The sequence below is a fragment of the Kangiella sp. genome, assembly GCF_014762745.1.
Taxonomy (GTDB): Bacteria; Pseudomonadota; Gammaproteobacteria; order Enterobacterales; family Kangiellaceae; genus Kangiella.
This window is the reverse complement of sequence record NZ_JABURJ010000009.1, coordinates 1-6,933: the sequence shown is the minus strand read 5'-3', so window position 1 is coordinate 6,933 and position 6,933 is coordinate 1. Positions and strand designations below refer to the sequence as shown.

Below are 6,933 nucleotides of genomic sequence, written 5' to 3'. Positions count from 1 at the left end.
TGCCTAAAACCAAATTTATTATGAATATTTTTTTGAGGCGCATTGTTCACCTAACATTATATTACCGGACATCACCGATAACCTTTTGATTTTAAACTGTTTATTTTTAATGTCCGTTTTTCAGGCTAATACCATATAAAACCGGACATTTCTGTTCTGGTATCTCTTTACCAGTACGTACTTGCAACGGCGTTGGGTAAATAGATAACTCCTTATAATAGTTAGGTTTTTCATTATTGCAATGACTTTGTTAGTTGAGTTATCAATTCGGCATATGCGACAGATTGGTTTAGATCAGGATTTATAATCAAAACCTCGAGTTCGCTCCACTAGTCAGGCTGTGAAGTTCGCTGTTGTAGATGATGGAATCGGGGGCAAGACGTTTGATTTAGTAATTCTTATATACACTCGACCTATGAGCTATCTTTACGACATTAACCACTAATACATCATCCCTTATCTGATAAACAATTCTGTATAAGCCTTGGCGTACACGGTATTTATCGTTACCTGAAAGTTTAATACAACCCTCACCTCTTGGGTTTTCGGCTAGGCTATTAACTTTTTTAAGTATTTTTGCAACGTCTTTGTTGGGTATGCTGCGTAAATCTTTAGCTACCGACTTTTTGAAGGTTATTTTATATTTTTCCATGAGCCTTCAAATCGTTCAGTAATGCTTCATAGCTGATTTCAGGTTCTTCTATACGTTCTGCAAATGCTTGCAAGTCTTCCTGATCTTCCCGCATCAAGAGCTTTACAGCCTCGTCGACAATCTCAGAAATAGAAACATTTGAAGATGCAGCTTTCATCTTTAAAGCCTGGTGAACTGACGGCTCAAAATAAACGGTAGACCTTTTTGATAAATTACTCATAACAACAACTCTTACAATGAATCATAAAACGCATTATAGCGTTACGACGTTATAATGTCATGTATGTGCTTCTTACTTAATACTTAGACTTACCATCTGTAACCAATTGAATTTATTATACTTATGATTCAAATTTCTAGTTATTCTGAATATCGCTGAAAGATATAGCCGTTAATAAGGATTGTTCTGATGTCCCTGGGTCATTGATAATTATGGTGTCAAAGTTTCGATAAGTGCCATCCAGGATTTCATCTGTAACTATGACTATCCAATCTTCTTGTTGATTATTATTAAGATAAGTTTTGGCAACCAGTCGTAAATTGAAATATCTGCTGTTGGTTTCTATGGTTAGATTGTTGCTATCTTGAGTAATAGCATTCGGGAATAGAGTTGCCAAGGTATTCTTTTCATCAGAGGTTATCTGTCCTAGCGATGAGTTAAAGCTGGTTATATCCAGTCGCTGAGATAAAGTTGTTCCGAAATCAGAACGAAGTTCAGCAGCACTTTTATAGTCGACAGTCTTTGCATGACTATTTTTTACTAAGGTTAGGACCTCACACTCTAGGTATTCAGATTTAATGAGGAAGTTCTTTGACGACTCTTCAATAAGTGAGTTTTTAGACAGCTCAAGATAGTTTTTGCAATTCTTGGCTTCACCCTTATTAAAGCTGATAGACGAACGCTCACTTGTTAGCCAAGATTCATCAGTTGTAAGAGATTTAAAATAATCCACATCATATATCAAACTTGTTTCGGCTATTGTTTGTTTAGTTACAGCACAAGAAGCCAACACCACACAAAATACGAAATAACTTAATTTTTTTAAACTGCTCATTGAATACTCAATTCATTCAGTTTGACGAAGCGACATCCCAATTTATGCATAATAATAACAACCTCGCCAGTGGATACAACGGATGTAGATTTTGCATATTGTATTTAGTTATACGAAGAACTAACCTTTTTTCCAACTTAGAACTCACAATTCTTGTGGACCGCCTGTTACAAAATGATACTTTTGTTTTTCCTTGTTATTTTGTAAGCTCCCCCTCGAAAGCATGCTGATGCTTGGGAATATAAAAAATAGTTGTATATTAAAAATACACCGAATACCCGTTTCTTTTAGAAGGAATAATCAATGAAATCTATTACCACAGTATTACTTATGGCTTTAACCCTGCTTGTCACTGGCTGCATGAAGCCTATGACTCTTAACGAGAGAATGGAACAAATTCCACCTGAGCATCACACCAATTATCATATAAACCATCCAAAAAATAAGTTTGCGAGGGCGATTGCTAAAAATACTGCAGATAATTTTGAATTTTCGGCTGAAGATAGTGGGCCGGATGTTATAATGGGCACAGCCTATGCAAGCCCAAACACATCCCTAGCAAAGGTGATTATTGCTGACTTATTATTTAGTCGGCAAGTCCAATCTGAATTAGCATTGCCTATAGCCACCTTCCACACGTATAGCGACCTATCTGCACCAGAAACATTTAACAATATTTTAAGTGAGCAATGGTTCTCAAACCTTCTTAACCAAAAAGGGTGCGCTATCAGCGGTTATTATAACGACAATAATTACAGAATAGCGTCAACCTTTCACGCAGAAAATCAATTGCTATACAGGGAGTTCAAGTGTGAAGCGCCCGGCTTATCGAAAGCATATTGGCTTAGTTTAACGGTTTTTTACAGTGAGTCAGGTTCGGAAACTATTGTCAATATCAGCGAGAAGGAGATAGGCAGCAGACACTTGGTAATTGAGCCTCTTATGAGATACGAGACGCTTGAGACGTTTATTGATGAGTTTCCTGATTCTTGGCTAAAGATAGGGTACGGCTTTGCTGATACCAAAGATGGTCCAGAGTGGTTAGCAAAAGTCATTAAAGATGGGAAAACAGCCTACCTTGAAGTTCCTGTTATGCCTGGATCTAACCATGAAAGCGAGATAAAGCGTTACAAAGAAGAGTACCTTTAATCCATTATTGGTCTAAAAAAGGTAGGGTTTCCTACCTTTTTTTATGCCTATTACCACCTCCAAAGTCATATATTAAAGATATACGCCCTGCGGCACGTTATTTATGATTAAGGAGAAGAGAGGATATGCTTACCCCAAGAAAACTAGATGGGATTATGGGTAAAACCAATAATCCAGGTAGAGATAATACACTTGAGGCTACAAGGCCCGAAGTGACCGCCCCCCCCCTAAAGAACTAACCGACCCATTTATCACAGCAAAAGAACGCACTCCGGATGAACCGACATCCCAGGTCAAGCCTGAACCGGAGGCCATACCAAATGGCATCAAAGAACAAGAATCTGCCAAAATTGAACCGCCCCCCTCTGAGACGATAAAACTTAAAGGCCTTGATAAAAAGTTCGATAAGGACATTTTCTTTTTAAAGCAACCCTATCGTTCACTTTATGGGCTTTTATTCTTAATCTTCTCTGGACTTATGTTTTCCATGTTCAGCGAGACCTTTGCTAGCTGTGACTTTTGCTAGCTGTGACTTATGGCGTTGAATTAAACCTTGCTACCTATTCAAAAAGATATTTAAAAGTATCAATGCTACTATAACAAATACAATCACTCCAAATATTTCCCCTAAAGAGGGAGGGAATTTCTTGTAGGTTTGCCCGCAGAATGGGCAAATTGAACGTTTGGGAACTGGCGTCCAACTCCCACCGCCTTGAATTAATGGTGGGCCGGTGATAACACGAGGTATCATTTTCCTTGAGCAAGATAGGCAAGTTATACGATCATCAGCCTTTGCTGATTGAGGTGTGGCGATAATTTTTACATTTACTGCTTGCGGTCCTTTGGCTGAATCTATGTGTTCAAAATCTACAATATAACCGTTTCTGGGTAAGTCGGCCCCAATTACTGAGCGGACACTAACAAACCTGTCTGCACCATCTTGCCCTGTGATGAATCCATAGCCCTTTTCTTCAGAAAACCACTTAACTTTTCCCTTCATACGCTACCTACCGAAGCTAAAAAATAGTCCTTATAAGTTTTTTTGTTCATGATTTAAAACTGTTCTTTAATAGGTAAAAGTTGCTTTGCAGCTAGGACAATCATCACGCTCTCCTACTCTTACTCCGCACTCTGAACAAAATTTTTCATAGATTGGATCAGATCCAGAGATATTACCTCCATAGGGCAGTCCGTTCTGCTTTTTCAGCAACCTAAGAACTTCTGCACCAGCACTACAAAGAGCATATAGAAAAAGACCGTGAACAAGTATGCCTATTACAGGTATCAGCCCCAATATCAGCCCCAAAAGGGAAAATCTTCCGTTGAAGTCCACTGATAACAATAAAACTGTGATCGCCCCGACTATACCAATTACTAAAAATAGTGTTGCTAGCCCTGATAAAAGGTTTTCCAAACCACCTTTGTGGCCAATTGTTTTTTTTACTTTAGTTGCCATTAAAAGCCCCCTTTCTGTATGACTACTTTGTGTAACACCCTAGCTTGTTGTTGCTTGATTTGCTGGATGAAATGCACTCTTAGCTCAGTGAAAATATGCTTTCGTATTATAGATTGTTTTTATAACAGTCTATAGTATCCCTTAATATTTAATTTGCAAAAATTTCTAATCACTCAAAATAACTACTAGTTATATCTATCAAACCCCACAAGCCTCTTTTCTCCATATCTTCCGCTCTTCCCGCCATCGTTTTAAGGTTCTGTCATAAGGATTGATGGTGATCTGGCCTGCGCAGCCTGAGTGTTCGGCTTTGATGTTGAATTCCTGATAGCGTTTGTAGACGCTGGGATGTGGGATCGGATAGCGGCTGTGGAGTTCACTGGTGTAGATGACGACGTCGGGATCGACTCGTTTGATGAAGGGATAGGTTGAGGAGGTTTTGCTGCCGTGATGTGGTGCGATGAGTATGTCGGATTTCAGTTTGCTGTAATCTTCAGCGGCTGCTAACAGATACTCTGCGTCTTTTTCGATGTCGCCGGGTATTAAGATACTAAAGTCGTTGATGGTGATTTTTACCACGCAGGATTGGTTGTTGGGTTTGTCGGAGACGGCGTTTTGTTCTCCATAGAAGAACTCCAGTTTTGCGCCCTCTAGCTCCATGCTCTGCCCTACTTCGCACCGCTGGCTGGGTTTGTCGTACCAGGAGTCGGCAATGATCTGGTTAACGGGGAAGTTATCAAGCAACTCTTTAGTACCACCTGCGTGGTCATTGTCTTTGTGGCTGAGAATTAAGCTGTCTATTTTTGCAATCCCAAGCTCTCTTAAGCTGGGAATGATGTAACTGGATACGGCGCTGGAGCCGGGGCTGGCGTAGCCTGTGTCGTACAAAAGAGCTTTATCCTTGTTGTGTAGCAAGATTGACAGGCCATGCCCTACGTCGAAGATTTCGATTGACCATTTATCCTCTGATAATTGTTTATCCAGTTTTTGCCCCATCATCATGGTTGAGCTGGTTATTAGCGCAAAAGTCACCAAGGGTTTCTTTATAGACGATAACGGCAACCAACAGACTAATAAGATGAAAAATATCAGTACACCGATTAGCATTGGCAGGTTTGTATCGATGACTATCAGTGATGAGTTATCAATAAAGCTGCTGTGTAAAAGTTGCTCGCTGTATTGAAAGAAATAACCCACAAAGCTATCGAGCTCCTGCAATGGCCAAGTCAATCCTAATAAACTGAATATGAAACTTAGAAATATTGCTGGTAGCAACACGATACTGAACAGCGGAATCATAATGATGTTGACGATCATGCCAAGAAAGCTGGCCTGCTGGAAATAAAGCAATGAAGGGATGGCGAGAGTTAAGGTAATAGCGAGTTGCAGTTTTAACAAACTCTTTATTTTGTGTTTCCAGTTATTGGTCTGTTGAGTCCTTCCCATCAATATTAAGCTTATGACCACAACCGCTATAAATGTCATCCAGAAACTGGCGGATAGAACACTGAGTGGGAATATCAGCAGTACCAATAACAGCGACCAGATTAAGCCATCATAAATTGCTGAGCGTCTTTGCAATAGAAAGGCCAAAGCAACCGAACACCACATTAGCAAAGCGCGTACTGTTGGAATCGAAAAGTCGGCCATGGCGCTGTAGAGAAATGCAACGAGACAACTGCTAATCAAGCCGATATGGAACGGTGGCCATTTTCTAGCTAGCGCCGCCCTTCCCCACAGCAAACGCATTAGCCAGAAGCTGACACCGGCAATGATTGAGATGTGTAAGCCTGAAATAGCAATCAGGTGACTGAGACCAAGTTTTTGCAGAGCTTCTCGTTGCTGATGATTAATGGATGATTTTTCGCCAATTAATAAAGCCTGAAAGATGCCTGCGTTATCCAGGCTGGCCAATTGCTCATGGGCAGATTGCCTGAATTGATGAATTGGATTGGCGGTTTCAGACTTAAACTCAAGAAAATCTTCACGAACATAACCGCGCCCATCAATGCCCTGTTCAAAGTAATAGCGCTCCAGATCAAAACCTGCCATATTGACCGGGCCATGGATAGGTTTGAGCTTGATTTGCATTTGCCATACCTGACCTAATCTGAAAGGACATTCAGATTGATAGAACTTTAGTCGAATAACCCTGCCTAACAGGTTAACTTCATTGGCCTTCTGGATTCGGGCCGTAAACTGACAATACTCGGGATAAATCGCTGGTAATCCAATAACCTCGGCATCTATAATGTGCGCCTGATTGTTGAAGGGCTCCGGTATTTGGCGTTGTAATTGCCAATATGCGTTGCTGCTAGTCCATACAATTCCAAGGCTCAGGCCTCCGATAGCTAAAAGCTGTGTTTTAATTGCTTGAGGATGCTTAGTCAGAATGCTTATTACGGTCGAGGAAATACCGATAATTGCCAGCACCGATAACAGCGTTAATAAGATGATAACGTCAAACGATAAACTTGGAATGAACAGTATAGAGCAACAACCTGCCAAAAATGCCAGCGTCCATACAAACATAATGGATAGTCCTTATCCTGATTGTTTTACAGTGTTAAGTGATTTTTAATGCCCCGCAAAATTTTTAAAAAATATTTGCCTGATCATAA

The 6,933-nt window shown here is 40.2% G+C and carries 7 protein-coding genes; 1 reads left to right on the top strand and 6 read right to left on the bottom strand.

Annotated features, from left to right (window positions below; genetic code table 11):
* Positions 1-388: 388 nt before the first annotated feature.
* From HUJ19_RS00150 to HUJ19_RS00140, 3 genes are all read right to left on the bottom strand, one after another.
* Complete coding sequence (locus tag HUJ19_RS00150) at positions 389-652, bottom strand: type II toxin-antitoxin system RelE/ParE family toxin (RefSeq protein ID WP_290621551.1); 264 nt, start codon at positions 650-652, stop codon at positions 389-391.
* On the bottom strand, positions 639-872 hold the full coding sequence (locus tag HUJ19_RS00145; protein ID WP_290621550.1) for a ribbon-helix-helix domain-containing protein: 234 nt from the start codon (positions 870-872) through the stop codon (positions 639-641). The genes HUJ19_RS00150 and HUJ19_RS00145 overlap by 14 nt, the downstream gene beginning before the upstream one ends.
* Before the next feature lie 136 nt (positions 873-1,008).
* Complete coding sequence (locus HUJ19_RS00140) at positions 1,009-1,707, bottom strand: hypothetical protein (protein ID WP_290621549.1); 699 nt, start codon at positions 1,705-1,707, stop codon at positions 1,009-1,011.
* A 303-nt stretch (positions 1,708-2,010) separates the two neighbouring features.
* Here HUJ19_RS00140 and HUJ19_RS00135 point away from each other — a divergent pair, with 303 nt between their 5' ends.
* Positions 2,011-2,856 carry a hypothetical protein gene (locus HUJ19_RS00135; RefSeq protein ID WP_290621548.1) on the top strand — a complete coding sequence of 282 codons (846 nt, stop codon included), beginning with the start codon at positions 2,011-2,013 and terminating at the stop codon, positions 2,854-2,856.
* A 556-nt stretch (positions 2,857-3,412) separates the two neighbouring features.
* On the opposite strand, the gene HUJ19_RS00130 is transcribed toward HUJ19_RS00135, so the two are convergent.
* The 3 genes from HUJ19_RS00130 to HUJ19_RS00120 all read right to left on the bottom strand — a co-directional run bounded on the left by HUJ19_RS00130 (position 3,413) and on the right by HUJ19_RS00120 (position 6,844).
* Positions 3,413-3,856: a cold-shock protein gene (locus tag HUJ19_RS00130; RefSeq protein ID WP_290621547.1), complete on the bottom strand. Its 444-nt coding sequence runs from the start codon at positions 3,854-3,856 to the stop codon at positions 3,413-3,415.
* 66 nt (positions 3,857-3,922) lie between these two features.
* Entirely contained in the window at positions 3,923-4,312 is a 390-nt protein-coding gene (locus HUJ19_RS00125; protein WP_290621546.1) for a hypothetical protein, read from the bottom strand.
* Positions 4,313-4,510: 198 nt separating this feature from the next.
* A complete protein-coding gene (locus HUJ19_RS00120) occupies positions 4,511-6,844 on the bottom strand; it encodes a DNA internalization-related competence protein ComEC/Rec2 (protein WP_290621545.1) in 2,334 nt (777 codons plus the stop codon).
* Between the last annotated feature and the right edge of the window lie 89 nt (positions 6,845-6,933).

Bases quoted from the DNA above. Each gene is read 5' to 3' on its own strand.
- HUJ19_RS00150 (WP_290621551.1), bottom strand. From the start codon at position 652: ATGGAAAAATATAAAATAACCTTCAAAAAGTCGGTAGCTAAAGATTTA.
- HUJ19_RS00135 (WP_290621548.1), top strand. From the start codon at position 2,011: ATGAAATCTATTACCACAGTATTACTTATGGCTTTAACCCTGCTTGTC.
- HUJ19_RS00125 (WP_290621546.1), bottom strand. From the start codon at position 4,312: ATGGCAACTAAAGTAAAAAAAACAATTGGCCACAAAGGTGGTTTGGAA.
- HUJ19_RS00145 (WP_290621550.1), bottom strand. From the start codon at position 872: ATGAGTAATTTATCAAAAAGGTCTACCGTTTATTTTGAGCCGTCAGTT.
- HUJ19_RS00140 (WP_290621549.1), bottom strand. From the start codon at position 1,707: ATGAGCAGTTTAAAAAAATTAAGTTATTTCGTATTTTGTGTGGTGTTG.
- HUJ19_RS00120 (WP_290621545.1), bottom strand. From the start codon at position 6,844: ATGTTTGTATGGACGCTGGCATTTTTGGCAGGTTGTTGCTCTATACTG.
- HUJ19_RS00130 (WP_290621547.1), bottom strand. From the start codon at position 3,856: ATGAAGGGAAAAGTTAAGTGGTTTTCTGAAGAAAAGGGCTATGGATTC.